At 54.4% G+C, this 23,845-nt stretch carries 30 protein-coding genes and 1 riboswitch; of the genes, 3 read left to right on the top strand and 27 right to left on the bottom strand.

Features of this window, described 5'->3' with window-relative positions:
- Positions 1-51: 51 nt before the first annotated feature.
- From ACL02P_RS04965 to ACL02P_RS04910, 12 genes are all read right to left on the bottom strand, one after another.
- Complete coding sequence (locus ACL02P_RS04965; protein WP_412837318.1) at positions 52-681, bottom strand: tetratricopeptide repeat protein; 630 nt, start codon at positions 679-681, stop codon at positions 52-54.
- A gap of 420 nt (positions 682-1,101) precedes the next feature.
- Positions 1,102-1,485 carry an aspartate 1-decarboxylase gene (gene panD / locus ACL02P_RS04960; RefSeq protein WP_009226975.1) on the bottom strand — a complete coding sequence of 128 codons (384 nt, stop codon included), beginning with the start codon at positions 1,483-1,485 and terminating at the stop codon, positions 1,102-1,104.
- A complete protein-coding gene (gene panC, locus ACL02P_RS04955; RefSeq protein ID WP_412836890.1) occupies positions 1,485-2,387 on the bottom strand; it encodes a pantoate--beta-alanine ligase in 903 nt (300 codons plus the stop codon). Before panC ends, panD begins: the two co-directional genes overlap by 1 nt.
- Entirely contained in the window at positions 2,384-3,262 is an 879-nt protein-coding gene (gene panB / locus ACL02P_RS04950) for a 3-methyl-2-oxobutanoate hydroxymethyltransferase (RefSeq protein ID WP_323076707.1), read from the bottom strand. The genes panC and panB overlap by 4 nt, the downstream gene beginning before the upstream one ends.
- A gap of 308 nt (positions 3,263-3,570) precedes the next feature.
- Positions 3,571-4,554 (bottom strand): biotin--[acetyl-CoA-carboxylase] ligase, encoded by a 984-nt coding sequence (locus ACL02P_RS04945; RefSeq protein WP_412836889.1) that lies wholly within the window; start codon positions 4,552-4,554, stop codon positions 3,571-3,573.
- The gene (locus tag ACL02P_RS04940; protein ID WP_412836888.1) at positions 4,529-5,920 is read right to left on the bottom strand and encodes a CCA tRNA nucleotidyltransferase; all 1,392 of its coding nucleotides are present in this window, start codon (positions 5,918-5,920) and stop codon (positions 4,529-4,531) included. Before ACL02P_RS04940 ends, ACL02P_RS04945 begins: the two co-directional genes overlap by 26 nt.
- Positions 5,921-6,077: 157 nt before the next feature.
- Positions 6,078-7,238 (bottom strand): N-acetyl-alpha-D-glucosaminyl L-malate synthase BshA, encoded by a 1,161-nt coding sequence (gene bshA / locus ACL02P_RS04935; protein WP_009226981.1) that lies wholly within the window; start codon positions 7,236-7,238, stop codon positions 6,078-6,080.
- Positions 7,239-7,278: 40 nt separating this feature from the next.
- On the bottom strand, positions 7,279-7,992 hold the full coding sequence (gene bshB1, locus ACL02P_RS04930; protein ID WP_009226982.1) for a bacillithiol biosynthesis deacetylase BshB1: 714 nt from the start codon (positions 7,990-7,992) through the stop codon (positions 7,279-7,281).
- Complete coding sequence (mgsA, locus tag ACL02P_RS04925; RefSeq protein ID WP_009226983.1) at positions 7,989-8,411, bottom strand: methylglyoxal synthase; 423 nt, start codon at positions 8,409-8,411, stop codon at positions 7,989-7,991. Before mgsA ends, bshB1 begins: the two co-directional genes overlap by 4 nt.
- A gap of 14 nt (positions 8,412-8,425) precedes the next feature.
- Positions 8,426-9,232, bottom strand: coding sequence for a 4-hydroxy-tetrahydrodipicolinate reductase (gene dapB / locus ACL02P_RS04920; RefSeq protein WP_009226984.1), 807 nt, complete (start codon positions 9,230-9,232; stop codon positions 8,426-8,428).
- Positions 9,233-9,254: 22 nt separating this feature from the next.
- Positions 9,255-9,785, bottom strand: coding sequence for a tetratricopeptide repeat protein (locus ACL02P_RS04915; protein ID WP_009226985.1), 531 nt, complete (start codon positions 9,783-9,785; stop codon positions 9,255-9,257).
- A 56-nt stretch (positions 9,786-9,841) separates the two neighbouring features.
- On the bottom strand, positions 9,842-10,150 hold the full coding sequence (locus ACL02P_RS04910) for a nucleotide pyrophosphohydrolase (protein WP_036646645.1): 309 nt from the start codon (positions 10,148-10,150) through the stop codon (positions 9,842-9,844).
- A gap of 209 nt (positions 10,151-10,359) precedes the next feature.
- On the opposite strand from ACL02P_RS04910, the gene ACL02P_RS04905 reads away from it, so the two are divergent.
- Entirely contained in the window at positions 10,360-11,229 is an 870-nt protein-coding gene (locus ACL02P_RS04905) for a YitT family protein (RefSeq protein ID WP_009226987.1), read from the top strand.
- A gap of 83 nt (positions 11,230-11,312) precedes the next feature.
- On the opposite strand, the gene ACL02P_RS04900 is transcribed toward ACL02P_RS04905, so the two are convergent.
- From ACL02P_RS04900 to tenA, 15 genes are all read right to left on the bottom strand, one after another.
- Entirely contained in the window at positions 11,313-12,236 is a 924-nt protein-coding gene (locus ACL02P_RS04900) for a sporulation protein YpjB (protein WP_412836887.1), read from the bottom strand.
- Between the two features lie 58 nt (positions 12,237-12,294).
- Positions 12,295-12,921, bottom strand: coding sequence for a DUF1405 domain-containing protein (locus tag ACL02P_RS04895; protein ID WP_412836886.1), 627 nt, complete (start codon positions 12,919-12,921; stop codon positions 12,295-12,297).
- 90 nt (positions 12,922-13,011) lie between these two features.
- A complete protein-coding gene (locus ACL02P_RS04890) occupies positions 13,012-13,887 on the bottom strand; it encodes a menaquinol-cytochrome c reductase cytochrome b/c subunit (protein WP_009226990.1) in 876 nt (291 codons plus the stop codon).
- Positions 13,888-13,967: 80 nt separating this feature from the next.
- Positions 13,968-14,639 carry a menaquinol-cytochrome c reductase cytochrome b subunit gene (qcrB, locus tag ACL02P_RS04885; RefSeq protein ID WP_009226991.1) on the bottom strand — a complete coding sequence of 224 codons (672 nt, stop codon included), beginning with the start codon at positions 14,637-14,639 and terminating at the stop codon, positions 13,968-13,970.
- 16 nt (positions 14,640-14,655) lie between these two features.
- The gene (locus ACL02P_RS04880) at positions 14,656-15,198 is read right to left on the bottom strand and encodes a ubiquinol-cytochrome c reductase iron-sulfur subunit (protein ID WP_009226992.1); all 543 of its coding nucleotides are present in this window, start codon (positions 15,196-15,198) and stop codon (positions 14,656-14,658) included.
- 186 nt (positions 15,199-15,384) lie between these two features.
- Positions 15,385-15,807: a DUF2487 family protein gene (locus ACL02P_RS04875; protein ID WP_009226993.1), complete on the bottom strand. Its 423-nt coding sequence runs from the start codon at positions 15,805-15,807 to the stop codon at positions 15,385-15,387.
- A 131-nt stretch (positions 15,808-15,938) separates the two neighbouring features.
- Positions 15,939-16,124 (bottom strand): IDEAL domain-containing protein, encoded by a 186-nt coding sequence (locus ACL02P_RS04870; protein ID WP_009226994.1) that lies wholly within the window; start codon positions 16,122-16,124, stop codon positions 15,939-15,941.
- 186 nt (positions 16,125-16,310) lie between these two features.
- Positions 16,311-17,399, bottom strand: coding sequence for a hypothetical protein (locus tag ACL02P_RS04865; protein ID WP_009226995.1), 1,089 nt, complete (start codon positions 17,397-17,399; stop codon positions 16,311-16,313).
- Positions 17,400-17,513: 114 nt separating this feature from the next.
- Positions 17,514-18,113, bottom strand: coding sequence for a histidine phosphatase family protein (locus ACL02P_RS04860; protein ID WP_009226996.1), 600 nt, complete (start codon positions 18,111-18,113; stop codon positions 17,514-17,516).
- 69 nt (positions 18,114-18,182) lie between these two features.
- Entirely contained in the window at positions 18,183-18,785 is a 603-nt protein-coding gene (locus tag ACL02P_RS04855; RefSeq protein ID WP_009226997.1) for an anti-sigma factor family protein, read from the bottom strand.
- Complete coding sequence (locus tag ACL02P_RS04850) at positions 18,782-19,375, bottom strand: RNA polymerase sigma factor (RefSeq protein ID WP_009226998.1); 594 nt, start codon at positions 19,373-19,375, stop codon at positions 18,782-18,784. Before ACL02P_RS04850 ends, ACL02P_RS04855 begins: the two co-directional genes overlap by 4 nt.
- A gap of 326 nt (positions 19,376-19,701) precedes the next feature.
- A complete protein-coding gene (gene thiE / locus ACL02P_RS04845) occupies positions 19,702-20,346 on the bottom strand; it encodes a thiamine phosphate synthase (RefSeq protein ID WP_269724348.1) in 645 nt (214 codons plus the stop codon).
- A gap of 38 nt (positions 20,347-20,384) precedes the next feature.
- Positions 20,385-21,203, bottom strand: a complete 819-nt coding sequence (thiD, locus tag ACL02P_RS04840) for a bifunctional hydroxymethylpyrimidine kinase/phosphomethylpyrimidine kinase (protein ID WP_009227000.1) — start codon at positions 21,201-21,203, stop codon at positions 20,385-20,387.
- Positions 21,200-22,048: a hydroxyethylthiazole kinase gene (thiM, locus tag ACL02P_RS04835; protein WP_260071996.1), complete on the bottom strand. Its 849-nt coding sequence runs from the start codon at positions 22,046-22,048 to the stop codon at positions 21,200-21,202. Before thiM ends, thiD begins: the two co-directional genes overlap by 4 nt.
- Positions 22,049-22,113: 65 nt before the next feature.
- Positions 22,114-22,800, bottom strand: a complete 687-nt coding sequence (gene tenA, locus ACL02P_RS04830) for a thiaminase II (RefSeq protein ID WP_036646632.1) — start codon at positions 22,798-22,800, stop codon at positions 22,114-22,116.
- 155 nt (positions 22,801-22,955) lie between these two features.
- Positions 22,956-23,059: riboswitch (TPP riboswitch) on the bottom strand.
- A 230-nt stretch (positions 23,060-23,289) separates the two neighbouring features.
- Between tenA and ACL02P_RS04825 the strand changes: the two genes are divergently transcribed.
- Positions 23,290-23,592 carry a hypothetical protein gene (locus ACL02P_RS04825; RefSeq protein ID WP_260071695.1) on the top strand — a complete coding sequence of 101 codons (303 nt, stop codon included), beginning with the start codon at positions 23,290-23,292 and terminating at the stop codon, positions 23,590-23,592.
- 113 nt (positions 23,593-23,705) lie between these two features.
- Positions 23,706-23,828, top strand: coding sequence for a hypothetical protein (locus ACL02P_RS04820; RefSeq protein ID WP_260071681.1), 123 nt, complete (start codon positions 23,706-23,708; stop codon positions 23,826-23,828).
- Positions 23,829-23,845 lie beyond the last annotated feature (17 nt).

Raw genomic sequence — 23,845 nt, 5'->3', positions numbered from 1 at the left:
CAAAACATGCCGTAATAAGTGCGTGAATTTCCAAGTCAATGAGCGATAAATCTACAATAACGACGTCAACTCGGGACCGTAATGGAGTTTCCCTGTACTGTTCGCACAGGCCTCCAAATTGGCCAACGGCTCGGGTAAGGACGGATCATGGTGGTGAGCCAACTTGAAGTACTCTTTTGCCTTGTCAAATACGCCCTTGTGCGCCTCAATACACCCCAGCGCGTTGTAGATAATAGAACGCAGGCGCTTATTTGCAGCCTTTTCCAGCACAATCCAGAAATGCTTGGCGGCTTTGTCATATTGCTCGAGGTGCAGATGGCACATCCCCAGATAGGTCCGCGCTAACACGCTGTCCGTAAATTGCTTCACCACCTGCTCGAATTGGGCAGAAGCCTGGGGAAACATCAGCAGCTTGTAATATCCTTGGCCTTTCACAAAGGCGGGGTCATCCAATTCAGGAAGATCGGGAATTTCTCTGGACTCCAGGCTCCGGAACGCATGGCGTAAATATCCCATTTTCTCCTCAAAGCTCAGCCATTCCTCGATAATGCCGTCGCTCATATGCTGAAGCAGGCTCCATTTCTTCGCGAGCTCCTGCTTCTGGGCATGGCCGGCCAAGGGGTATTTCCTCGTGATTTCGTCCAACATCTCATTCATTTCCGCAAACACATGCTGAAACATCATTCGCATCCCCCTAACGAAAATGAAATCAGTCCGAGCCTTACGTACATTTTTTGTTTCGGGGGACGATTTCATTCCGGCAGGGAGGAATTACACTTTTTGATGGCCCGTTTCTCTGATTGGATGTGAAAAATCGAATACATTTCAGCGTTTGTTGCGATTTACAGCTCATTGTATTCGAAATTTCATACAAAATTGTGGGTTGAGCGGGCAATTTCCCAAATTCTATATGAAAAATCGAATAGATTGGGGGTAATGCGAACTACGGCCCAATTATATGCGAAAAATCGAATACAATTCAGCGGCATGAATAGTGTAGCGCGGCCGCATCATAATTAAACATACGAAGGGCCCGGCTGACGCCGAGCCCCTTCCCCCATGGCCTCCTCGTGATCCGAAGATGCTTTTTGAACAACCTTATTAACGGATCATGGCATGGAGTTCTTGATGCGCCTTATCCACCGGCTTGTTGTTTTCGTCAACGAACACGACGGTTGGTTTATGGCTGCGGACTTCTTCCGGCGACATTTGGGCATAAGAAATAATGATGACACTGTCGCCCGGCTGCACAAGTCGTGCCGCCGCACCGTTCAAACAAATCACGCCGCTGCCGCGAGGTCCCGGAATCACATACGTTTCCAGGCGGGCGCCGTTATTGTTGTTGACGACTTGCACCTGCTCGTTCTCCAGCAGATCGGAAGCCTCCATCAGATCCTCGTCGATCGTAATGCTGCCCACATAGTTCAGGTTAGCTTCCGTCACGGTTGCGCGGTGAATTTTCGATTTCATCATCGTTCTATACATTAATGGTTCACCTTCTTCGTTAAAATGACGTTATCGATCAGCCGCGTCGTGCCAAATTTCACGGCAACGGCGATCAACACACCTTTTTGGCGGCCAGCGGCATCAACACATTCATCGTCCGCTAAAGGCGACAATTCCGGAAAATCCGAAATTTCCACATAATCGATATTCGCCAGCGGTTCAGCGCTGATTGTGTCGCGGATTTCCGCCCGCAGCTCCCCTGCGGTAACAGGAGTTTGCCCCTCTGCCTTAGCCCTTGCATCCTCAAGACTGCGGGATAAAACAAGCGCTGCCTGCCGTTCTTCCGGACTCAAGTATACATTTCGGGAGCTAAGTGCCAATCCATCAGCTTCCCGCACGATTGGACAAGGAATCACTTCGACATCAAAGTTCAAATCCTCTACCATCCGCGTAATGACCGCCACCTGTTGGGCATCTTTTTGCCCGAAATAAGCACGGTCCGGCTGCACGATATGAAACAACTTGCCTACAACGGTAGTGACCCCGTCGAAATGGCCCGGCCGGGAAGCACCGCACAGCACGTCAGTCAAACCGTCGACCTTAATGTGAGTACGGGTTGGCTCAGGATACATTTCTTCTACAGTGGGCAAAAAGACGAAATCCACACCTTCACGCTCGGCTAAGGCCCGGTCTTTCTCCGGATCGCGGGGGTAGCGCTCAAAATCCTCGTTCGGCCCGAACTGGATCGGGTTCACGAAGATGCTCAGCACTACCAGATCGTTCTCCGCCCGTGCTTTACGCAACAAGCTTGCATGCCCCTCGTGCAGATATCCCATCGTTGGCACGAGCGCAACTTTGATTGATTTTCCTTCTTTCGCTGCTGTGAACCGTGCATCCTTCAACTGTTCACGGAGCGGGACAATCTTGTTAAAGGTCTTCATGACCGGACTTCCACCTTTCCTTTGCCATACAAAGTTCCCAGTGATTCCTGCACGCCTTGATCCGCGCGGAACACATGCTCTTCTGCCGGGAACGAGCGGTTTTTGACATCCGTAACGTATTCTAAAATCCCTTGGCGGATCTGCGCGCCAATATCGGCGTAGGTTTTCACAAACCGTTTATCCCGGTAATCCGCCGTATATTTCAACACGTCATGGTACACCAGCACTTGACCGTCGCAGCCGCGTCCCGCGCCAATGCCGATGGTCGGAATACTCAACTCGCGGGAGATCGCCGTTGCCACTTCTTCCGTTACCAGCTCCAGCACAATACCAAAGGCACCGGCGCATTCCAACGCCTTGGCATCCTCCATGAGCCGCTTCGCATCAGCAGCGTCTTTGCCCTGCACCCGGTAACCGCCGATCTGGTTAACAGATTGAGGCGTCAATCCGATGTGCCCCAGCACCGGCACCCCGGCTTGCACGATGGCTTGGACGGCGGGAGCGATCTCCGCACCGCCTTCCATTTTGACGGCATGGGCATGACCTTCTTGCATCAAACGGCGGACGTTCCGCAACGTTTCGTCAATACTTCCGTGATATGTCATAAACGGCATGTCAACCACGATGAAGGTATGCTGCGCCCCGCGCGCAACGGAACGGGCATGGTATACCATATCGTCCAATGTTACGGGGATCGTCGAATCATACCCGAGAACAACGTTGCCCAGCGAGTCTCCGACGAGCAGCAAATCCGCACCCGCTTCCTCGGCCAGTTGGGCCGACGGATAGTCGTAGGCGGTAATCATCGCGAGCGGAATGCCGTCTTGCTTCATTTTTTTCATTTTCACAATGTTTAAAGCTTGTTTCCCTGCCATTTGATCCATCTCCTTCGGTTTGACTTTGTGCGAGTCCTCCAAAAACGCGCACAACAAAAAAACCTTTTAGTTTGGCACTAAAAAGGTCCGAAGTCCAAAGAAGAGTGAGTTATATCCTCGTTCTTCTGTCTCGGTCCTCTTTCGGCTCAGAGCAGAATCCAACGCAACTTGATTTGTGGTCGTTCAAAAAGTCGGCCGACGGTTTGAACTTTCACCACATTCATACCTCCGACAAGCAACCGGAGTGCAGTTCAGAACGATGCCGATACCGCCTCCTGTGCTCAGTATAACAAATTACGTTATTTTTTTCATCCGCCAAGTTGTACTTCTCCAGAGAATATCGTGAAATGTTTGCCATTCTGATCCAAAAGGAATAATGCGCCGCTCGAATCCAATCCGGTTGCTGTGCCTTGGAGCACCCCGTTTGGCGTATGCACGGTGATCTCTCGGCCCAACGTGACCGACAGCGCCTCCCACAAGTGGCCGATCGGTGCAAAACCTTCCTGGATATAAAGCTCGTAAAGCTGCTCCAGCTCCTTGATCACCGCGCCGATCAAGCTTGTCCGATCAATCCGCCGCCCGCTTTCAATACATAATGAGGTCGCGATGGTCTCCAGCTCCGGCGGAATGTCAGCAGCCGTCAGATTGACATCAATGCCAATCCCGGCGACGGCGTACCGGATCAGCTCGTCCTCCGCCGCAGACTCCACGATAATGCCGCACAGCTTACGGCCGCGGGCTAAAATATCATTTGGCCATTTGATACCGGCATCTACGCCGGTGACTTTCCGTATGGCGCGGCAAACCGCCACTGCGGTCAGCAAGGTCAACTGCGGCGCAATCGACAGCGGTTGGCGGTCGGGACGCAGTAATAGGCTCATCCACACGCCTTTGCCCGGCGGTGAATACCAGCGGCGACCTTGGCGCCCGCGCCCCGCCGTCTGCTCTTCGGCGAGCACAAGGGTGCCGTGAGGCGCGCCTTCCTCCGCCAGCTTGCGGACTTCTTCCTGCGTGGAGGACGTGCTGTCCAGCAGCTTCAGCCGTTGTCCAAACGTCTTCGTCCCCTGCAAGGCATGCAGCAAACCGGCTTGACTCAGCTTGTCGGGCTGCCGAGTCAACCGGTATCCCCTGCGCGGGGCGGACTCAAATTCGTAGCCTTCTTCGCGCAGCTTGGCGATTTGCTTCCATACCGCCGTCCGGCTGATCGACAGCCGGCGGCTGAGCTCCTCGCCAGATATATATTGCCCCGGATGCTCCAGCAGCATGTCAAGCAATCGGTTTGCTTCCATCATTCTTCACCACCGTTTCCACATGTTTCAGGAGAGTTAGCCGGTCGTTGGGCAGCTCACCTGCGGCAACTGCGATCAGCAGTTGCTTCAGCAGTTCGCTAAGCCAAGGGCCGCCTTTGCGGCCGGCCGTTTGCAGCACTTCGCCGCCGCTGATGGCCAGCTCCTTCAGCGTATGTACTTGCACCTCGCGGTGCCACTGGCCCGCGCGTGCCAGGATGGCCTGGTCGGCCTGCCGCTTGGCGTCGTCGCCTATGGCCGCTTGCACCACCGCCTGCTGGCGGTGCAGCCACCGCCCGGCGGTCTCGCGGCCAAACGCGACCTGCAGGCCGATCCAGCCGCGCCGCTGCTCGCGCTCGCCTGGCGCCTCGGCCAGGATGGCTTCCCACGCTTCGTCAAAGCGGACGATCCCAGCCGCCTCTTGGGCGGTCTGGTTGGGGAACGTCCAGCTTTTGAGCAGCGGGGAAGCCGCCTCGCCCGGGGCGCCAAGCGCCTGCAGCAGCAGCGACCAGCGCAGCGCCGGCGGCGCAGGCGCCAGCAGCGGCAGCGCCGCCAGCAGCGCGCGGCGCGGCGGCTCGCGGTGCAGCAGGCGCCGCGACAGCGCGGCGATGGCGCCTGGCGTGGCTGCAGCGCCTGGCGTTGCCTCAGCGGCGCCCGCCCCCGCCTCGGCGCCATGCGCCTCCGCCGCAGCGGGCTCCTGCGCTGCCTTCGCGTACCGCAGCAGCCCGCTGCGTTCCAGCAGGGCCAGCCCGCGCAGCGGATCCGGGCCCTGCACTATTTTTTCCAGCTCCATCCGCACGCGCTCCTTCGCAATGTAGCCTAGCTTGTCCCGACCTGCAAGGAGCGCCTTCCACAAGCTTAAAACCGGGCGGAACCCAAAGGTCGAAGCGAACCGGACCGCCCGCATCATGCGCAGGGCATCTTCCGCAAACCGTTCTTCGGCATCGCCCACGCAGCGGATCAGCCCGCGCTCAATATCCATCCGGCCGCCAAACGGGTCAATCAGCTCGCCTTCCAGCCCCCGGGCGATCGCATTCATCGTAAAATCCCGCCGCCGCAAATCCTCTGTCACCGCATCGACGAACTCCACCGAAGTCGGACGGCGATAATCGGCGTAATCCGACTCCTTGCGGAACGTCGTCACCTCAAACGCATGATCCCCCATCATCACCGTTACCGTCCCGTGCTGAATTCCCGTTGGGATCGTGCGTTCAAACAACCGAACCACCTCATCCGGCTTCGCTGAAGTAGCAATATCCATGTCGTGGACCGGGCGCCCCATGAGTTCATCACGCACACAACCCCCGACAAAAAAAGCCTGGTGCCCGCCATCTCGCAAAATACGCAGCACACGTTCCCCCTGAGCTAGCATAAGGGGGTCAACTTGACTCCAATGATGTTTTTCGATTGCGGACACCTCCCTTCCAATCAATACAAGCATAGACAAAAAATCGGCACAGCAAGCGCAGGGCTCTCCAGCCCTGCGCCGTTAACATGCTGCGAATTCGCTTAATCATCGTCCGGTCCCATCAACCGCACGCCGGATTTAACGTTGGCATTGGAACATTTAGCACACGGTAATAAATTTCTTCGTATGCTGCCATCATTTTATCGCTGCTGAACTCGGTTTTGGCCCGGGTTAAACAGGCTTCACGCATCCGCTCAGCCAGCTCCGGGTTCTTCAGCAGCGAGATGCAGTACTCTGCCATCTGCTTCGTATCGCCGATCGGCGCCAGGAAACCGGTCTCCCCGTGCTTCACCAGCTCCGGAATCCCGCCTGCAATTGAGCCGATGGTCGGCACTCCGCAAGCCATCGCCTCCAGGGCGACCAGGCCAAAGCTTTCCTTCTCCGAAGGCAGCAGCAAGACGTCCGCCATGGAAATCACATGAGCGATATCGTCCTGTTTTCCGAGGAAATGCACCCGGTCGGCCAGGCCCAGCTCCTTGATTTTGCATTGGATCTTGGGCAATTCCGGTCCTTCACCGACAAACAACAGTTTCGACGAAACTTCCCGGTTGACTTGATGGAAAATATCCACCACATCACTCACCCGCTTCACCGGCCGGAAGTTGGAGATATGCATCAGCACTTTCTCGCCGGGAGCGGCAAAATTCATCCGGCAGCTCTTGGCGTCGCGCGGGTAATACACCCGCTCGTCAACAAAGTTATACGTCAAGTCGATATCCCGCGTGATGTCGAGGACCTCGCGGGTTTCCCGCATCAAATCGCGGGACACCGAGGTTACAGCGTCACTTTCATTAATCGCCAACCGAATCAAGTCCTTGAGCGATTCGTCCTGCGCCAATACGGTGATATCGGTCCCATGCAGCGTTGTCACGACCTTAAGCGAGTCTCCCACCATCTGCTTGGCGAGAAACGCGCAAACCGCGTGTGGCACCGCATAATGAACATGCAGAATATCCAGTCCTTGCTCTTTGGCTACCGTAGCCATTTTGGTGGCTAAGGACAAATCATAAGGCGGATACCGGAACACGTAGTAATCGCTGACTTCAACTTCGTGGTAAAAAATGTTTTTATGGTAACTCCCTAAGCGAAAAGGAACGCTATGCGAAATAAAATGGACTTCGTGGCCCTTCTCCGCCAGCAGCTTCCCGAGCTCGGTGGCCACAACCCCCGAACCGCCCAAGGATGGATAACATGTGATGCCAATTTTCAAAAATGGTTCCATATGGTGGGGGCCTCCTTTGTTGTTTGTTCCCTCTTTCAGCTTATGTGCGATGGGAGCCAAATAGATTAACCTGATATGCGGTTTTCGTCATAAACCCTTCTGCGAAAGGAATCAAGGCACGCTGACCAATCAGCGAGTCGCGGGCTTTGACCCGTTCCACATATCCCTGATTCAGCGGGGTTAAGGCAATGTCTTCGCCCGGCGAACCGGCCTCGAATTGAGAACGGTAGCACCGGAGCGCCCGCTCCTTCTGCTCGTAGGTTGCGCTCACATCGACGATCAGATCAGGCGTCACCCAATCATTAATGAAATAAAAATAAAGCTCAGGCGCAGCGACCGCCGGCTTGTCCGGCATGTACCGACGCAGCTTGGCGTTGAAGACCGCAGCCTCCACCAACTTGCTGCAATCGATATGATCGGGGTGGCGATCCTCCCAATACGGGGCAAAAACCACCCGCGGTGCATACTGACGAATCACCTCGGTTACCGCAGCCAGCTGCTCCGCCGACCCGGTTAACCCACGGTCAGGAAGCCCCAAATTGATGCGAGCGGCTAATCCGAGCACATCGGCTGCCGCCTCGGCTTCCTGCTTACGCAGCACCGGATTGCCATTGGAGGACAGCTCGGCTTCGGTCAAATCGCAAATGCCCACGCGGTACCCCGCGGCAATATGCTTGGCGATCGTGCCGGCCATGCCGATTTCGGCATCGTCCGCATGTGCCCCAAAGATTAAGATATCCAGTAAGCCGTTCATTTTGTCAACCCCGGTTTATTCTGTTCCACCAGTTCGCGCCAACCGAAGTCGCCGCGATCCAAGGCACGTACCAAAATTTCGGCGGTGGCCATATTCGTTGCTACTGGAATCCCGTGTACGTCGCACAAGCGCAGCAGTGCGGTGATGTCCGGTTCATGGGGCTGTGCCATCAACGGGTCGCGCAGGAAGATGACCAGATCCATCTCGTTCTGGGCAATTAACGCACCGATTTGCTGATCCCCGCCGAGCGGTCCCGACAGGAACCGGTGTATTTTTAGCGAAGTATTTTCCATGATTTGCCTTCCGGTCGTCCCCGTGGAATAAAGCCGCTTATCTTTGAATACATGCTCGTAGGCGATGACGAAATTAACGATATCTTCTTTCTTACGGTCATGAGCTATAAATGCGATGTTTAACATATGCCTTATCCCCTTTATTCATCCATGAAATGGTCGAACCCGTAAATCATGCCCTTGCAGTCAATCACTTTCTTAATGGCCAAATTCACGCCCGGCATGTAACCGGCACGCTCATACGAATCATGACGAATCTTCAGCGTCTGGCCAAAACCGCCAAACACAACTTCCTGCTGTGCAAATACGCCCGGTAACCGGACGCTATGTATCCGAAAACCGTTATAATAACCGCCGCGTGCGCCTTCAATCGTCTCTTCCTCATTCGGGTTGCCCTGACGAAGCTCCTTCCGGTTCTGCGCGATCAGCTCAGCCGTCTTCACCGCTGTCCCTGAAGGGGCATCCAGCTTCTGGTCGCCGTGGTATTCGATGATTTCCAGATGCGGAAAATATTTCGCCGCCTGTGCCGCAAAACGCATCATCAGAATCGCCCCGATGGAGAAGTTCGGAGCGATCAAACCACCGATCCCCTGGGCGTGGCACAGCTTGTCCAGTTCTTCGATTTGCTCCGGCGTAAACCCGGTCGTCCCTACAACCGGCGAAACGCCGTACCGAATCGCGAGTTCGGTGTTCGTATAAGCATACTGCGGTGTCGTAAAGTCTACAAGCACTCGCGGGCTCGTCTCCCGCAGCGCCTCTTCTAAATTCGTGGTTATCGGCACGCCGCAAGCCGGAAGGCCAACCAGCGTTCCGGCATCGATGCCTTCATTTGATAAATTCACAGCGGCAACCAGCTGAAGCTCCGGGTCCTGGAGCACCATTTTAACGACTTCTCTGCCCATTCTGCCTGCGGCGCCCGCCACGGCGACTTTAATCGGTTCCGACATCTCGATCTCCTCACATTCTCTACTAGGATGATTGCTTCATTTGCTGCTTCAATCGCTGCTCCAGCTCTTTCAGCTGACCTGCTGCACCGGCGTCCAAAGGAAGGGCCGATGCATTGCGAACCGCCTGCAGCGCAAGGTCGTAGCATTCCAGCTCGCCGTAGGCGATCGCCAGCCAAACCTGCGCATCCAACGACAACGGATCAAGCTCGACCGCACGCTTTAACATGCGGGCTGCCGGCTCGGCTGCCGCTTTCCGCTTGGCGCCGGTCGCCTCCAGCTGCCGTCTGGCCATTTGCGTCAGTTCCATGGACTGCAAACGATCGCAATGCAGCTTATATTCGTCCTGCTCAGGCTCCAAGGCCGCAGCCAGACGCGCGTGTTGCAGCGCCTTATCCAGCTGCCCGCTCCGGGCGCAGGTAATCGAGTAGCGATAATGGATGTCCGCGTGATCCGGCTGGACGTCCAGCGCTCGCTCGAACCAGTGCATCGCCTGCGCAAAGTCGTTTTCATAGATGCTGCGGTAAGCTCGTTGTAAATAATCCTCCGCCTTCATATGCTATCCCCCTTTACTGTAGGGATGATCATGCTAACAGCATATGAAGGATGACCCTATTCGGTGTCCTTTTTCGTCCATCGATCCGCATCCCGGGTCGCAAACTTATGCATCACCTTATCATGGGCCTCGGTGAGATTAATCCCAAGCGAATTGGCAAAGCATATGGTAATAAACAGGATATCGCCCAATTCCAGCTCGATCGAATTTTCCGGTTCATCCTTCTTCTTTGGCTTCTCACCAAAGGTATGGTTCACCTCGCGGGCCAGCTCGCCTACTTCCTCCGCCATTCGAGCGAGCATCGTCAGCGGGCTGAAATAGCCTTCTTTAAACTGCGAAATATAACGGTCTACTTCGCGCTGCATTTCCGCGAGAGATTTCTCATTGTTCCTATCCAAGTGCCAATCCCTCCGCTTTATGTCCCGTTTTCCCCTATGTTATCGTAAGTAGGTGACGAAAACAAATCCTTTTTTAATCGGCGCGGAAAAAGGTATACTAGGATAGGAAGATCTATCCAATTGGCGGTAGTAAGCTACATAACATAAATTACGCTGGGGACAGGTGAGGTTTTTTCATGGCTTTGAGCAAATTAACCGGATTTCTAAAAACGCTGCTGCCCATCATGCTGGGTACGGCGATTTATGCGTTTGGCCTTCTTTATTTTATCCTGCCCAACCAACTGATGGAAGGCGGGGTTACAGGCGTGACGCTGCTGCTGAACTATGCGTTTGGCATTTCACCTTCGCTGTCCAACCTCATGTTAAATATCCCTTTGTTTCTGATCGGCTGGAAGATCCTCGGCGGACGGTCCATTCTTTGGACCGGAGTCGGCATCGGCTCATTAACGCTCTTCCTGTGGCTGTTTGAACGGATGATTGATGAGGGTTGGATTTTGCCGTTCGAGACGCAGACGGACTATATCCTCGTCTCGTTGTATGCAGGGGTGACGCTGGGGGCAGGACTTGGCATCGTCTTCCGTTTCGGCGGCACAACCGGAGGATCGGATATCGTGGCGCGGATTCTTGGCCGCAAGTACGGGTTTAGTATGGGGCAGGTCATCCTGACGCTGGACATCATCATTATCGGGTTATCGCTCTTCTATATTAGGAAGGAAAATATTTTGTACACGCTTGTGGCCGTATTTATCGCCTCGAAAGTGATCGATTTTATTCAAGAGGGTGCGTACTCCGCCAAGGCGTTTACGATCATCAGCGACCATGCCCCCGCGATTGCCGATATCATTACGAAGGAGATGGATCGTGGCGTCACACTGATTCCGGCCATTGGGGCTTACTCCAAGCAAGCGAAGCATATGGCCTACTGCGTCGTGTCGAGGCAGGAAAGTCGGCGGTTGCAATCGATCGCCAAATCCGTGGATCCGCGGGCATTTATCATCATCAATGACGTCCACGATGTACACGGGGAAGGGTTCAAGGAAGATTAAAGGCACATAAACATAAACCTGCAAAAAAGCTTAAGAGGGTTAAGGTCATCCCTGCCTCTTAAGCTTTTTGTGTGATTCACGGCTTAAAGCCGGTACCGATTCATCTCTTCCGCCCGGCGCTGCGCTCGTACGGCAGTTACGGCTTGGTCAGCGCGATACTTCCGGATTCCCGTATAGGTCAAGGCAAGCACGATCCAAAGCCCGATCAGAGCGCTCCAATACCACGGGCTGTCTACGCCGGTGACCGGCAGGAATACGGGCTCGTCTCCCCGGCGGCCAAACAATGCTTTTAATGCGCCTTCTCCTTGCTCGATGGCCCCTTTCAGAGCCGTTTCATCCCAGGTTGGTGCACTGCTTAGCCCTCCCGTATACGACAGCCACGACTCAAAGCGGTTGATCTCTGAGGCCGGGCGACGAATCACTGCGGCCGGGCGGACGACATCGTAATGATCCTGCAACGCTTGGAACGCCTTACGAAGCTCCGCAGGTTTTCCGCCTGCACGCGCCTGTTTCATCTGCTGCAAATTATCGGACATGACTTTATAATATTGCTGCCATAAGGCCTTATCTGGATGCAGCAGGCTATTGACCGCCAGCCGCAGTCGGGCCGAGGATTGCGCCCACGCTTCAGGCTGAATATCCACCTTAACTAACGTCTCTTTGGTGTCCATAATCGTTTCCGCCAAGGCATGGATGCCCTCCACCGAGGTTAACCCCTTAAAGGATACCCCCTCCAGCGCGTTAATTAACGCCTCCATGTCAGCCAATGCTTCTTGGGTACTTCCCTGCTGCATATGCTCATATAGCCGTTCCGATGCCAACTCAAGCTGCTTTAGCCGCTCGCTGCGTTCCTGTTCGGACATCGCTGGCGCCACCGCCTTCAACGTTGCTGGCGTGCTCTCAGTCCCGTTCTTCTCCGGCTGAGCGAATACCACCGAATTCCATAGCAGCATGGCGGCAAGCAAAGCAAGTACGGCTACCGCTCCTTTCAACCAAGTTCTTCTCACGGACATCCCCTCCCTACCATCATGGTATGGCAGGCTGTCCTACGTTAGAACCCCGCTCTCAGGCGCGTTTGGCCTGCTTCAGCGCCAGCCAGCCGGCGGCAATGCTCGCCACCGTCAAGAGGACGGTAAAGATCGCCACTTCGGACACGTCATCCCACAACGTCTCCGGTAACCAGGGATAGACCTCATAGGTATAATCCACCGTATCGTTTAGCAGGGTCCAGGCACCGGCCCCAAGCAGCATCAACGTCCCAAACTTATACAATCGGACAAACAGCATCGCCTCTACGGCCATCGCCAAATGGGAGGCGACCAGCATCCAGTCCTGCCACACCAGCTCCCCGCCCTGATACGCCCCGGCAAAAATCATCGTCACGGCCCACACCCCGTATTTCACACTCGTCACGACCGCCAGCCCCTCGATCAGGGTTCGGAGGCGGTAATATTTCGCCAATGTCGCCGGGAACAACAAAAACAGCAAGCTTAACGTAAAGAATAAGCTGGCCGTCGGGCTGTCCGGAACGAACACGATTTGCCAATGCGGATGGTTCCGCCAGGTGTCTAGCAGCTGCGCATCATACCAAATATAGCCGTAAACCGTCCCCAATAGATTACATACGAACAATGCCCAAAGAATGAAGCGGGAAGATAAAAAAGACTTGCTCCACAGATCCGATAGTTTCAAGCGCGATCTCCCTCTTTTTCCACGAAAATAGCACCACAGCTTAAAAAAACCTGATCGCAATACGATCAGGTTTTTAGATTACTACTTATTTTACTGTTCTGCTTTTTGTTTCGCAAGCCATTCAGCCAAGTGGTCGATGTCTTGATCCGTCAAGCCTGCGCTAATCGCAGTATCATACATTGCAGGCATCTTGCCATTGTATCCTTCTTTAATAATCGAAAGGATTGCTTCCTTATCATGCTTGTCACCAACGCCGCGAAGCGATGGTCCAGCCGCCCCTTTCAGGTCAGCCCCATGGCACGATACGCAGGTCGCTTTCTTGTATACTTCCATGGCTGGGTCGTCCTTATCCACGATCGCGACCTCTTCCTGACGGTTCGCATTCGACGTGGGTAAGCCCTTCTCCCGATTCTCGCGAGCTTGTTCTTCCCGCTGAATATGTTCCGGTACTTGACCTGTCGCTTGAAGTTCTTTCTGGTAATGCGTCCAAGCAAAGTTCGTCAAGTAAACGACAGCAGCGATCGAAAGAAACATCAGCGCCGATGCGATCGGACGCTTATAGAAGCGGCGCTCCTTGCCCCGATCCAAGAACGGCGCGAGCAGCAAGCCGCCGAACATCACAGCCGGAATCCCCATCGTACCAAGCACGACGTAATCGCCGGAGGCATATGGATATTTCAGATATTGGTACAGGAACAGGAAGTACCAGTCCGGCATCGGGATAACCGAAGCCGTCGGATTGGCCGGGAAGCCCAGCGGAGCCGGTTCCGAAATCGTCAGCACCAGGAATCCAACGAGCACAACGACGCCAACCATCCATTCCTTCAGCAAAAAGTTAGGAATGAACGCTTCCGACTTGCCGGGATACGCCGTATAATCCGGAGGCGTAATAAAGCCCTTCCCCTTACGGACGCGGGAATCGCCGACGTATACGACCTTTTCCTTCGAATTGTCATGATGAGCCATGTCCTTTTTGCCCCCCTTCTCTTATAGAGGTCATTCGAAACTTAATTTAATTCATTAGAATCAGCTTTGCCCCACGCTTCTTATAGAGGACCGGAAATCCCTTGTCTGCGGATCATGATAAAGTGACCCACCAAGAGGATCAGCAATACTGCAGGCAGGAAGAACACGTGAATGGCAAAGAAGCGAGTTAACGTTTCTGCCCCTACAATCGATCCACCTTGCAGCAGTTCCTTAATAACCGGACCCAACACCGGTACGGAGTTGGCGATTTCCAACGTTACCTTTGTTGCGAAATAAGCTTTGTTATCCCATGGCAGCAGGTAACCCGTCAAACCGAGACCGATCATGACGAAGAAAATCAGCATGCCGACTACCCAGTTCATTTCGCGTGGTGCCTTGTAGGAACCGGTAAAGAAAACGCGAAGCGTATGTAGAAACATCATAACGATAACCAAGCTTGCTCCCCAGTGGTGCATCCCGCGGACAATCTGGCCAAAAGCGACCTGGGTCTGCAGGTATTCTACACTGGCATAAGCGTTAATAATATCGGGAACGTAATACATGGTCAGGAACATCCCCGATAAGATCTGGATCACCGTAATAAAAAACGTCAAGCCGCCGAAGCAATACACAAACGCGGAGAAGTGATGCGCTGGGTTCACGTGCTCCGGAACCTCGTGATCGGCCACATCGCGCCAAATCGGCGTGATATCAAGACGTTCGTCAATCCAGTTGTATACATTTTTAAACATCCGAATCTACGCCTCCTTATTTCACGATGGTGTTCGGGATGATATCCCCCAGATAAACCCAGTCGTCCTTAATCATAACCTTGTACTCATCCAGCGGCTTCGACGCCACCGCCAACTGCTTGCCTTCCTTGGTGTAATGCGCACCGTGGCAAGGGCAATGGTATTCATTCGGGAAATTCTTGTCGTTATTCCAACCGACCGTACATCCCAAATGTTTACAGATCGGTGAAAGCGCATAAATTTTGCCGCTTTCGTCTTTGCGAATCCAAGCCGTCAGGGAAGCTGTACTTAAGTACCAACCGTCTTGCTGCTTGAGCTCGAACGAAAATTCCTGTGGTTCGCTGGTAATCTTACTCACTTCCACAACTTTAACGAAGGTACCTTCGCCTTTCTTGTGCAAAATCGGATCAACCGCAAAACGAACCATAGGAAGCGTCACCCCACCCACCATGAATGCTGTGGCGCCCCCTAGCGTATATGTAAGAAATTGCCGACGGGACATCTCTTTGCGAATAGGCGGTTTGTGCGAGGATTCCTGCTGGTCATGCTGATTGCTCATATGTCTTCAACCCCCCTTGTCAAGCAATTGTTTCCGTGCGTTTCAATGATAATTATCACAACATCGCGTAAGACATATTAATAATATATTAGCGTTTTAAGAGCGTCAAGAATTTGACACATTTTTTTGACCCGCAAAAAGCTTGTCCCACTTGAAATTGTCGATATTTTGTCACAATCATCATCGCTATTTGCCTTGCCACATTTCTTGTACTGCCGCCTTCACTCGTGCCGCAGCTCCCTCCTTCGAATCCGCCGCAAAACGGCCTGGCGTCACGATTAAATCCGCCTCTGGAAGCCCCGCATCTCCCCATTCAAAATCAGCTGAGATGACCACAGCGTACTTAAATCCGCTGCTCTTGACATTTCGGCACAAATCATTTAGGGTCTGCGCCATATCCGGCGTCTGGTATTGGTATGACGGGTACGTAACGACCCTTCCCTTGAAAGGGATTTCCACCCAATCGAGGACATCTCTCAGCCTTTCCAACTTTTTGGTGACTTCATACGGGCGTTCTTGTCCGGATAATCCCGTTACCGGAATCAAGCAGGTATCCAGGTATGGGCGCAGCTCTTCCCAGGCGGAAGCTTCAATTTCACTAAATTTCATGTTGCATCCCCTTCTTCGATCAATGTCTTCCCATTATAAACAGGGATCCTTGACAAATCCATCCTTCATCTCCTCACAAAAAAACCGTCCCATCCGTTCGTATTCTTGTGAACAGATAGGGCGGTTTGCTTTTAGCGTTCTTCTAGTGTTTTCAGTTCATCCGTCAGGAGCCGGAAGGCAACCTCGTCGCCATTCGCCAAGGCGGTGTCAATCTCGTTGTAGATCTGTTCCGAGCGATGCTTCCGGAGCGCTTCGTCCCATATCATTTCCGCCGCCAATCCAAGCATTGCTTCATAAGTAACCTTCATCTGATCCATAGGATGCACCTCCAAACCATCGTTACATAGATATTCTTTTCCATACCGTCACACATCTCGTAGATTCCGTCACTTCACAACCTGCTCATACTTAAAGATATTCACCGATATCTTCGCCGATATGGGAGACGTTTGCCCCCATTCTCATGAATATGTCTGTGCCTAGCGGCATTCGCGGATCCCGGCCTAGCCCTTATGGATTTGCTGAACCGCTTGTTTCCCGAACGGGGAAGCCTGCACATATCGTTCGCGCTGCTCGTCTTCTCCGAAGCGCACCATCCCGAGATGAAGCATCATCTGCAGGATCCGCTCTTCAAAAATCGAAGCCGGAGAGTCGTAGAAGAACGGCTTGATCAGCGGCTCTACTCGTTCGAACAGCGAGGAGACCGTCACCCATTCTTTCGAACAGCAGACAATCCAGTAGACGAGAGACAGCAAATTGGGTATAGGTCCTTTATATAATCTTAACCAAAAGCGGACGAACTGGATCATCGGCTCCTTGCGTTCCTCCGTCAGGCAGACCACTCCCGTATCCGTCAATTCCAGTCGATGGTTGTTCTCTTGAATGAGACGGAAATGATAGGCATAGTCGTAGAGCAGCGCAAACCGGTTGGGATAATCCTTAAAACGGCGGCCATACCCGAAACGCCACCCTTTGCCAACCAGCCCCTCGGAGACGTGCAGTGATTCCATGATCTGCGACTGGTTTCTCCGATACATGACCCCTTCGCTATTCAGCGGGATGTCATGCCGGGAAACGTATTGCAGGAAGAGCAGCAGGTCGGCGGACAACATCTCCGGCTCCTCCCGGTACATCGGCGGTTCGGCGGCGGCCGCCTTCACCTCGGCAAGAAACCGGCGTTCCAGTGCTTCGCGGAAACGCTGCTTCAAGTCCTCCGGAACCTCAAACAGATAGCGAGTTTGCTGGGTGGTGCCATTAAACAGCCAACCCTGCTGGCGAAAGCGGGTGATCATCTCCCGCGGACTTTCCCGTTCCTTCGCATCTTCCGTAAACCGCGAGCCCTGTGCACAGGCAACCAATTCCTCCAGGCTGAACTGACGACGACCATCAAACAGCAGGGTGTTCAGGAAGCGCAAATCCTCCATACTCATGCTGCCGATATAGCGCTCGATAAAATCACGGCGCCCTACTGTCTGCAGGATGGATTGAATCAGTTCATGCTTCGAGTGCCCGTTGCATTCACAGCGGTAATGATCCGCTATTCTGCTAAGTTGTCCGATATCGGCATAAGTGAGCATATCCGCAAGATTCATAGTTTTACCGCCTCGCCGTTTTAATCCCATTATGGGAAGGTTTTCCGGCGTTTATTCCCTGAAAGCAAAATTATTCCATGAAATAGGCAAAAAAAGAAACCGGCCTAAGCCGATTTACTTCGGTTCCTGGACGCTTTCCTGCAGATGACGCGTACAATTATAAAGCCGCAGGTCCCAGGATTGCTCGTTTTTCTCCAGAATGGTGAGCGATAAGTTGCCGATGCGCTCCTGGCATCTCTCCTGATACAAGGCAATGTATAACTGAGCCAACAGGCCGCCGTGGGTAACGACCAGGATGTTATTCGACGGGTAACGCTCCGCCAAATCGGTCATAAAAGACAAGGCCCGCTGACGAATCTCCTCATCCTTCTCCTGCCCGAGTTCATGGCGATCCCAATCTTTTCCCCATAAGGCTTCCCTTTCTGTTAGCGTCAGCCCCTCAACCTTGCCAAACGACCGTTCCATCAACCGTGGATCCGGATCGTATAGCGGAATCCCGAGCGCATCGGCGATGATCGAACCGGTCTCCCGCGCCCGTGACAACGTGCTCGTCAGGACGAAATCCCAGCGGTATTCGTTTTCCTCCTTCAATCTTCTGCCCAGCAGCTCGGCTTGACGCCGTCCCTCATCGTTTAACGGAATATCGCTTTGTCCTTGAATTCTTCCGATTGCGTTCCAATCGGTAAGTCCATGGCGAATCAACCCAACGAGCATAATCATCCCCCTTTAGATGTAAAAACGCCCCGCCCGCTCCGAAAGCGGGAGAAGCGTTAGGACCCAAGTTTATCTTTTGGTTCGGCGCAGCCCTTTCCAGGAAAAGAGTGCCAGCAGCATACCGCCCATGGACAGGTACATCCAATATTGCGGATAGGCCGGACCCATTTGTACCGCAAAAGGCTCTACAATCCCACGCGAGACGCTAGTTAAGGCGATTGAGAAATCCTCATACGTATCCGACTCCGATCCCGCTACCACAACGGCGGCCGGGAGAATCCCGGTCGTCGGCTCGGCACTTTTCTGGTCCGTCGTAAAATGATCCATCAGCAGGAATCCAAAACTAAAGACGAAGATCGCAAGGAAGCTGGCGGCCCAAATCACCACCCGCCGCCGAATACGACGGGTCACGCCGCGCTTCACATCGGGAGCCAGCCAAGGCGATTCGGCATAAATCCGGTCCATCACTCGCCGGTTGACCGCTTCCGCTTGCTCTTCTGTCACTTCGATCGGTATGTACTGCAGCATGTCCAGGCATTCTTCCCATTGTTGGTATTCGCCCGCGCAAGACTCGCAGCCCAAAAGATGCTGTTCCAGCATTAGCCGCTGTGGGTGTTGTTCGGGCAAGTCCCGTAACAATCCGAACAATTCTTGGGCCTCTTTACAATTCATCTGCTTTTCATCCCTTCGTAATGCTCGTAGATGGGTTCATAAAAGTAGGGTTCAAGCTGACTCTTTACACTGCTGCGCGCCCGGAACAATAGCGACTTCACGGCGCTGACGCTTTGTCCCAGTATGTTTGCGATCTCCTGGTAATCCAATTGATCGTATTCACGCAAGATCAAAGCTGACCTTTGCTTCTCCGGCAAATTGTTGATTGCTTCTCTCACCATGCCCACTTTCTCGTTCCGCAATACCGCTTGCTCCGGGGCGACTTCGCTTGGGGCTACGGGAATAATCCCGCTTTCCTCCAAGGGGACGTTACCGTTTCGTTGCTTGCGGAGCTCGCTGAGCACCGTGTTACGGGCAATCGTATACAACCAGGTTGAGAAAGAAGCATCCAGCTCTCTAAAGGAATGCAAGCTGCGAAATGCTTTATAGAACGTTTCCGAGCATAAATCTTCAGCAAGCAGCTCTAAATGAGCGCTCTTTAACATGTGATACACGAAAGCTAGAATCTTCCGCTGATACCTTCGCATCAGCTCCGAGTACAGTTCCGTGTTACCTTCCTTAATTTCGCGAATCATTTGGGAATCCGTCATTTAGGTGCGATCCTCCTCGCGCTTCCATGGGCCATCTTCCCGTTCGATTCTTTCCTAAATTATTACCGAACAGGGGCGAAAAAGTTGCGGTGATCTATGTAACATAAACTAAAAAATATCATACCAACAAGACAGCAAATTAACAGCATTGCCAAACATTGAGGATATTATACCATAGGAGTAGGAATTAAAAAAATATGCGTTCACGCATTATTCATGACAAAAGCGAAATTAATACGAATCCCCTTTACCATATGATCCACAAATTCCCAGACCCTTGCCTGGGGCAAGGGTCTGGTCTGCGTATTGCGTATATGATGAAGCTCTCAAGTTGTGCTTGTGCCGGCATCCGTTGTCGCGTATAACTGCGCAGCGGCTTGGCGGACGTCATCCGCCAAGGTTATGGCGGAGATCACGGCAACGCCATCGGCACCGGCGCGAATCACGTCGCCGGCTGTTTCGGCCGTAATGCCGCCGATGCCAACCAGCGGCAAGGTGATCCCGCGGTCGCGAAGCTCGCGGAGAATCGCCGGCCCTTGCGGCGCTTTGGCGTCCGCCTTCGAGGCCGTGGGGTAGATCGGCCCGATGCCGAGGTAATCGGCGCCATGCCGCACGGCGGCCTCCGCCTCGGCGAACGTGTGCGCGGAGACGCCGAGAATGCGGTCGCCGATCCGGGCGCGGACCTGCGCGGCCGCCTCGTCCTCCTGGCCGACGTGAACGCCGTCGGCACCGATCGCAAGGGCCAGTTCCACGTCGTCATTGACGAGGAACGGCACGCCCCGCCGGCGGCATGCGGCCAGCAGTTGGACGGCAAGCGCCCGCAGCGGCTCCCCGGTGAGCGCTCCCGGTCCTTTCTCGCGGAACTGCACCAGCGTCACGCCGCCGTCCAACGCCGCCTCCAATACGCGGAGCGGATGATCGCGGCAGTTCGGGCTGCCAAGGACCAGATACGTGCGCAGCAGCTTGCGCATCCAATCCGCCGCAATCCGCCCGCTTCCGCCCCCGCCGCTCATCGGGACGCTCCTTGCAGCCGGCGATAGGCAAAATGGTTGGTCGGGCCGTGCCCTTGCCCCAATCCAAGCTCATGCTCAATCGCCGCCTGAATGAAGGCTCGCGCGGTTCGCACCGCCTCGAAGGCCGGTGTTCCTTTAGCAAGCTCTGCCGTCAAAGCGGCCGAGAACGTGCAGCCTGTGCCGTGCGTTTGTGACGTAGGGATCCGCCGCTCCACCAGTTCACTGAAGGTCGCGCCGTCATAATACAAATCCACGACCTGCTCGCCGGCAGCGGCATCATGCCCTCCTTTGATGACGACCTGCTGCGCCCCGTAAGCACAGATCCGTTTTGCTGCCTCGCGGCGGTCCTCCATGCTGCGGATGGACAGGCCGGACAGCACCTCCGCTTCTGGAAGGTTCGGCGTTACGATGTACGCCAGCGGCAGCAGCTGCGAGCGCAACGCCTGCACCGCTTCCGTCTGGAGCAAGGAAGCTCCGCCTTTGGCGATCATCACCGGGTCGACAACGACCCGGTTCCAGCCGAACGCGCGGATTTGCGCGGCCACCGCCCCAATGATTTCGGCGCTGAACAGCATTCCGGTCTTTAGCGCATCTACGCCGAGGTCGGAGCCAACCGCATCGATTTGCTCTGCCGCAGCTTCCGGAGGCAGCGGATAGACGTTGGACACGCCCAGCGTGTTCTGAACCGTCACGGCGGTGATCGCCGACATCCCGAATACACCCAGCTCCTGGAACGTTTTCAGGTCGGCCTGGATGCCAGCCCCGCCGCCGCTGTCCGACCCGGCAATCGTTAAGGCTCTAGCGATCTGGCTCATCCGACCCACCATCCGCCGGCTCCGGTCGCCTGAAATTCACGCACTGCCGCGTGCCCTTTGAGCGAGTGCGGGTGCAGCTTCGCCAGCTCGTCGAGGAACGCGATCTGGAAGCTGCCCGGGCCGGCCGAAGCCGTCCGCTCGGCGGCGCGGGACGCGGCAGCGCCATAGAACGCCAGCCCGGCGGTGCCGGCCAGCAGCAGATCGCGCTCCACCGCGGCGAAAGCCCCCAACACCGACGTCAGCAGGCAGCCCGTGCCGGTCACCTGGGTGAGCAGCGCGTCGCCGCCGCTCACGATCCGGCACTGCAGCCCGTCGGTGATGACATCTTCACGGCCGGTGATCGCCACGACCGTGTTCAGCGCCCGCGCGGCCCGCACCGCGAGCTCGGCCGCCTCGGCGCTCGCGGTGTCGCCGGCGTCGACGCCCTTGATCTCGCGGGATTCCCCGACGAGATGGGCGATCTCCGCCGCGTTGCCGCGCACGAGCGACACCTTCACCTCGCGCAGGATGCTCAGCGCCGACTCGGTCCGGAAGGCGGTAGCTCCCGCGCCCACCGGGTCAAGCAGCACCGGCACGCCGTGAGCGTTCGCCGACTGGCCGGCAAGGATCATCGCCTCCACCTGCGGCGTCGACAACGTGCCGATGTTAAGGACAAGCGCGCCGGCGATCTTGGCCATATCGGCCACCTCCTCCGGCGCATACGCCATGACCGGCGACGCGCCAAGCGCGTATAAGCCGTTCGCCGTAAAATTCGTGACAACCACGTTCGTGATGTTATGAACGAGCGGTTTCGTATTTTGCACCTTTTGCAGCACTTCGGATAGCTCTTTTTCCAGCAAACTCATATAAGTTCAACCTCTCTTTCGATCATTTGGCTTTGGGCATGGATGGATAGCGAATCGGCGCGGAGTTACAGCTGAAGCACCGGCACCGCAACCGGCCAATCTTCCAACCGATACGCCATATCCCAGAAGAGATATTCGAGCTGGCAGCTCTGCAAAAAATGCTCGGTCATGCGTTGACGCTCCGCCGCATTGGCGGTTTCCGCCCATTGGTCCAACGCCCGCATGAACTTCTCTGTGACGCCTCCTGCCCGTTGACCGTAGAAAGTGATCCACTCATAGTACGGATGCTCCGGCGTCGGCTGCACTTCCTCCAACAGCTTCTTGCCAATCTCCAGATAAGTCCACGGACAAGGCAGGAGCACGGCGTATATTTCTCCCAAACTTCCTTCGTGGGCCACCGTCAGCATATGACGGATATAATGATGAGCCGAAGGGGCTAGCGGAAAGCCTTGCAAATCTTCAAATTTCACCCCGGCCACCCGGCAAAAATTGTGATGCGGATGAATCTCACTGTTTAAAATGAAATCGATCTGTTGATTGAACAACGCAATCTCCTCGCGGGTCTGGCACTTGGAAATCGCGATCCCGTAAATTCGCATGTAAGCATTCAGATACTCAAAATCTTGCTTGACGTAATGAATGAGCTGTTCTTTCTGTAACCGGCCTTCCGCAATACCTCTGACAAAGGGATGATCAAATATCGCTTGATAAATTCCGTCCGCCTGCCTACGCAACTCTTGAGAAAATCCCAACTTCTCCACCTCCACAAATTTTGGCAAGGAAATCCTCTGAGAGGACAACGGCAAACCGAGCTGCCAGAGCACGCAAAAAAGCCGCTCCGTAGAGGGAGCGGCTGGATGAACCCTAGGCATACCGATATACTCATGGCAGCCTAAGCGCATGTCACTTGGGGCCGGCTCCACTTTCCTACGCTAGTATGAACTAGATCAGGTTCAAAGGGTCCAAGATGATCTCTTGTCTCAGCCGATGACGGCGCCCCTAGTGGATTTCCTATGCAATTCAATTATTACTCTACCGGTCCCTGCCTGGATTGTCAATCCCGTCCAGATGGTGGAATAGGTGGATCGTTTGCATCTCTTCGTCTACACCAACCCCGCGCGGTTGCATAGCATAAATAACAGGGCACTCCTAGGAATCGATTTAGGATCGATTTCGGGATCGGTTCGACCTGTTCCCCATGACAAGCAACTGGACTCCATCAAGTTAAGGAAGGTAAAGCCATGAACTCAGCCGGAAAGAACAAGTCCTCGTCTTCCAGCAAGAAGAACGGCAAAAAAGGCGGCTTCCGGCCTAAAACCCCGGAATACACCGTAGCTGCGCTGCTGCTCTCCGGCAAACTACGCGTGGATTCCGTCCAGTTATACCGAAACGCGACCATGTTCGTCTCCTTGGTTGGCGAGTACAAAACGATCAGCAGCGACGCGAACGCCGATAAACTGCTGAATTTCCTCAATGAAAACGGGGATCTCACCATCAACGACATCATTAATGCCATGAAGAAAAAAGCGGACAGTTCCTCCTAATGCTGGCGTTCGTTGTCGTAAGCCGGAGTTGCTCCAAATGCCTGTTCATTTCAGCGGACGCCAAATGGAGATTGTACGCTTTGAACTTAATTACGATTACGGGGGTTTGCCACATGGGTCAATTTGACGGCGAAGGTTTTTCCGAATGGATTGTGATCATTATTCTGGTGGTTTTATTTTTCTATGGTTCCAACGATATTGAAACGCTAACAGGCGCCCCCACTTCCGACAACTGAGGAGGCGCCCGTTTCGC

Origin of the sequence: Paenibacillus sp. MB22_1, from assembly GCF_047200555.1 — a bacterium.
GTDB lineage: Bacteria > Bacillota > Bacilli > Paenibacillales > Paenibacillaceae > Fontibacillus > Fontibacillus phoenicis.
Note: the sequence above shows the minus strand (reverse complement) of the source record. Positions and strands in the feature narration are given on the sequence as shown.

Bases quoted from the DNA above. Each gene is read 5' to 3' on its own strand.
- ACL02P_RS04965 (WP_412837318.1), bottom strand. From the start codon at position 681: ATGTTTCAGCATGTGTTTGCGGAAATGAATGAGATGTTGGACGAAATC.
- panD (WP_009226975.1), bottom strand. From the start codon at position 1,485: ATGTATAGAACGATGATGAAATCGAAAATTCACCGCGCAACCGTGACG.
- panC (WP_412836890.1), bottom strand. From the start codon at position 2,387: ATGAAGACCTTTAACAAGATTGTCCCGCTCCGTGAACAGTTGAAGGAT.
- panB (WP_323076707.1), bottom strand. From the start codon at position 3,262: ATGGCAGGGAAACAAGCTTTAAACATTGTGAAAATGAAAAAAATGAAG.
- ACL02P_RS04945 (WP_412836889.1), bottom strand. From the start codon at position 4,554: ATGATGGAAGCAAACCGATTGCTTGACATGCTGCTGGAGCATCCGGGG.
- ACL02P_RS04940 (WP_412836888.1), bottom strand. From the start codon at position 5,920: ATGCTAGCTCAGGGGGAACGTGTGCTGCGTATTTTGCGAGATGGCGGG.
- bshA (WP_009226981.1), bottom strand. From the start codon at position 7,238: ATGGAACCATTTTTGAAAATTGGCATCACATGTTATCCATCCTTGGGC.
- bshB1 (WP_009226982.1), bottom strand. From the start codon at position 7,992: ATGAACGGCTTACTGGATATCTTAATCTTTGGGGCACATGCGGACGAT.
- mgsA (WP_009226983.1), bottom strand. From the start codon at position 8,411: ATGTTAAACATCGCATTTATAGCTCATGACCGTAAGAAAGAAGATATC.
- dapB (WP_009226984.1), bottom strand. From the start codon at position 9,232: ATGTCGGAACCGATTAAAGTCGCCGTGGCGGGCGCCGCAGGCAGAATG.
- ACL02P_RS04915 (WP_009226985.1), bottom strand. From the start codon at position 9,785: ATGAAGGCGGAGGATTATTTACAACGAGCTTACCGCAGCATCTATGAA.
- ACL02P_RS04910 (WP_036646645.1), bottom strand. From the start codon at position 10,150: ATGCAGCGCGAAGTAGACCGTTATATTTCGCAGTTTAAAGAAGGCTAT.
- ACL02P_RS04905 (WP_009226987.1), top strand. From the start codon at position 10,360: ATGGCTTTGAGCAAATTAACCGGATTTCTAAAAACGCTGCTGCCCATC.
- ACL02P_RS04890 (WP_009226990.1), bottom strand. From the start codon at position 13,887: ATGGCTCATCATGACAATTCGAAGGAAAAGGTCGTATACGTCGGCGAT.
- qcrB (WP_009226991.1), bottom strand. From the start codon at position 14,639: ATGTTTAAAAATGTATACAACTGGATTGACGAACGTCTTGATATCACG.
- ACL02P_RS04880 (WP_009226992.1), bottom strand. From the start codon at position 15,198: ATGAGCAATCAGCATGACCAGCAGGAATCCTCGCACAAACCGCCTATT.
- ACL02P_RS04875 (WP_009226993.1), bottom strand. From the start codon at position 15,807: ATGAAATTTAGTGAAATTGAAGCTTCCGCCTGGGAAGAGCTGCGCCCA.
- ACL02P_RS04870 (WP_009226994.1), bottom strand. From the start codon at position 16,124: ATGGATCAGATGAAGGTTACTTATGAAGCAATGCTTGGATTGGCGGCG.
- ACL02P_RS04865 (WP_009226995.1), bottom strand. From the start codon at position 17,399: ATGAATCTTGCGGATATGCTCACTTATGCCGATATCGGACAACTTAGC.
- ACL02P_RS04860 (WP_009226996.1), bottom strand. From the start codon at position 18,113: ATGCTCGTTGGGTTGATTCGCCATGGACTTACCGATTGGAACGCAATC.
- ACL02P_RS04855 (WP_009226997.1), bottom strand. From the start codon at position 18,785: ATGAATTGTAAAGAGGCCCAAGAATTGTTCGGATTGTTACGGGACTTG.
- ACL02P_RS04850 (WP_009226998.1), bottom strand. From the start codon at position 19,375: ATGACGGATTCCCAAATGATTCGCGAAATTAAGGAAGGTAACACGGAA.
- thiE (WP_269724348.1), bottom strand. From the start codon at position 20,346: ATGCGCAAGCTGCTGCGCACGTATCTGGTCCTTGGCAGCCCGAACTGC.
- thiD (WP_009227000.1), bottom strand. From the start codon at position 21,203: ATGAGCCAGATCGCTAGAGCCTTAACGATTGCCGGGTCGGACAGCGGC.
- thiM (WP_260071996.1), bottom strand. From the start codon at position 22,048: ATGAGTTTGCTGGAAAAAGAGCTATCCGAAGTGCTGCAAAAGGTGCAA.
- ACL02P_RS04825 (WP_260071695.1), top strand. From the start codon at position 23,290: ATGAACTCAGCCGGAAAGAACAAGTCCTCGTCTTCCAGCAAGAAGAAC.
- ACL02P_RS04820 (WP_260071681.1), top strand. From the start codon at position 23,706: ATGGGTCAATTTGACGGCGAAGGTTTTTCCGAATGGATTGTGATCATT.